Genomic DNA, 2,368 nt, shown 5'->3' on the forward strand with positions numbered 1-2,368 from the left:
TCTCAGATTCAGGCTATCAGGCATTGTCTGAGTTAGTTTGGCGATACTTGCTTATCAGCACTTATTGAGCAGTTACAAAAAAACTTGCATGGAACGCGAAAAAAAAGACAATAGGTCGCAGTCAGTCTGCCACCGAACGAGTGCAAATTTTGAGGTGTTCCTTATGGGGAGCCGGTGAAAAAAATCTACCAGAAAAACCGCGTTTTTTTGGATGAAAGGGGAGTTTTATTGGCGTATATACGGACTCCTGCACCTTCGCATTCTGGTAAAAAATCTACGATTTAAAACCATTTTATCGGGGCAAAAGTAACAGTTATTCGAGCAATTAGCTTAAAGAAAGTAGTAGGATTAATGGCGCTAAATGGAGCGATGGATGGCAAAGCATTTTCCGTTTTTGTGGAAAATTTTTAGTGCCAAACTTATGGGATGGTGCCGTCGAAGTCAATTGATAATCTACCAGCTCATAAGTTGGCGGTGATTGAATCATTGATTCAAGCGGCTGGTTAAGCGTGTCCTGAATTTATCACCTCCCGAATCCTGACTTTAATCCGATAGAATTATGGTGGTCACAACTGAAAGCTTTTTTACGTCTGTTCTCGCCAACCACTACCAAGATGGTTGACGTTTTACTTGCCAGTGCGCTTGATTTGATCAAAACTAAGCACTTCAAAAACAGGTTTACAAGCTGCTGCTATTGTACTTAATAAAGCTGGAATATGCTGTAAGCTTCTTCTGTCACTAAACCGCAGAGTATAATAGAACAAAATCTCTCAAACCTCAGCTGGGTCTATGGTTAAGCCTCCCCAAGCTGATTCAACTTTGAAATTGATTGATGAGTATTGTCGCTATTACAGAAATCTGTTTTCAGAAGTCAGAAGTTTTGAAGCTTTTACACACCTTCATGCTGGTATAATTTCTGATATTAAACGTAAGACACTACCAGCTATTGCAGAGATAATGGGGCTAGAAAATGCTCAAGGGTTGCATCACTTTCTTACCCAATCACCCTGGGAGGCTCAAGCCTATATAAGGCAAAGGCTAAAATTAATTTAAAAAATTGTTAAACATCGAAAAATCATTATCATCATTGACTTGCACAGGAGAGCCAAAGAAGGGAAAAGCCACAGATTATGTAGCTAGACAATATTTATGGCGACTTAGAAAAATTGACAATGGCATAGTGACAGTGGTGAGATCGGGTCTAGTAGATGGGTTAACTTTCCCCTTAATGTTTGAAATTTATCAACCTAAAGAACGACTTAAACTAAAGGATAGTTACCTAAGCAAACCCCAAATAGCCAGCCAGATGATTAGATAAATTAAAGCGATGAGATTTGAAATAGACTGCGTTATGGCTGATAGCTTATATGGGGAAAGTACGAGTACATTTATCCGCTGCTTACAAGGATTAAACCTTCAATTTGCTATAGCGAGCCGGAGTAATCACGGTGTGCGTTTGCCCGCAGAGCAAAGGGTTAGAACTAATAAATGGCGTAAAGAAAGAGCGGATATTTGCCGATGGCAGCCGAGAATTCCGCTATATTCGCGAAATTATTTATGGAAAAAAGAGAGAAGTGCGTTACTGGAATATCACAACCGATATAGAGACCATTCCGGAAAATTCAACCTGGTATGTGATGACACTCGCTTCCGGGAGTCTTAGCTAAAAAAGTTGGGGATTTATATGGAAATAGGACTGGGATTGAATATGGTTTTCGACAAAGTAAGAGTGAATTAGGATGGGCCGATGGACGACTTACGCAATATTCACAGATTGAAAAATGGTGGGAAATCCTTTGTAGTGCTTACCTGATGATCGGTCTCTATACTAGGTCTAATACAGCCGTTAACTCCCAGAATTCATCACTTAGCACTTCATCTGCAAAAAACGGTTCAATTCTCCACCGCTTTGAGTAACATCCAAACTGGGATGAAAAAAACAGTTGTCAGAGCCATATAAACAACTTGAGATTAATGCTGCAACCTTTAATTAGCTTTAACTTGATACAACAGTGGCTAAAAGTTTTTCCGATTCTACAATAATTATCTACAGGTTTGGCTCGATTAAGGGCGTTAATGAATTTTTACCCAAATCCCTTCTCTCACTTGATGAATAAGAGTTAATTTTTATGGCTCTACCGAACCTAGTATGTAAAAAAGTTAATAATTTTTATAAAAATTAACTATAAAATATAAAAATTAGGCGCTAGCAAAGCAATTAGGTATTGACTTACAGGGCTTTTTGTTATTTAATAAAATTCTAGCTGAGAAAAATTAAAATAAAAATTATACCTAGGGCGTCGGTTCAGTATTAGGAGTTGACAAAAAAAGGAATTTATGAAATTAGCCAGTGCATGAGTTCGACTCT

General features: G+C 38.3%; 1 protein-coding gene. It reads left to right on the forward strand.

The window, feature by feature from the left end:
* Positions 1 to 789: 789 nt before the first annotated feature.
* Positions 790 to 1,053, forward strand: coding sequence for a hypothetical protein (locus QUB61_RS40355; protein ID WP_445300637.1), 264 nt, complete (start codon positions 790 to 792; stop codon positions 1,051 to 1,053).
* The last annotated feature ends 1,315 nt before the right edge of the window (positions 1,054 to 2,368 follow it).

It is taken from the genome of Microcoleus sp. C2D2, assembly GCF_036702495.1.
GTDB lineage: Bacteria > Cyanobacteriota > Cyanobacteriia > Cyanobacteriales > Microcoleaceae > Microcoleus.

Coding starts and splice junctions, on each gene's coding strand:
- QUB61_RS40355 (WP_445300637.1), top strand. CDS start 790: ATGGTTAAGCCTCCCCAAGCTGATTCAACTTTGAAATTGATTGATGAG.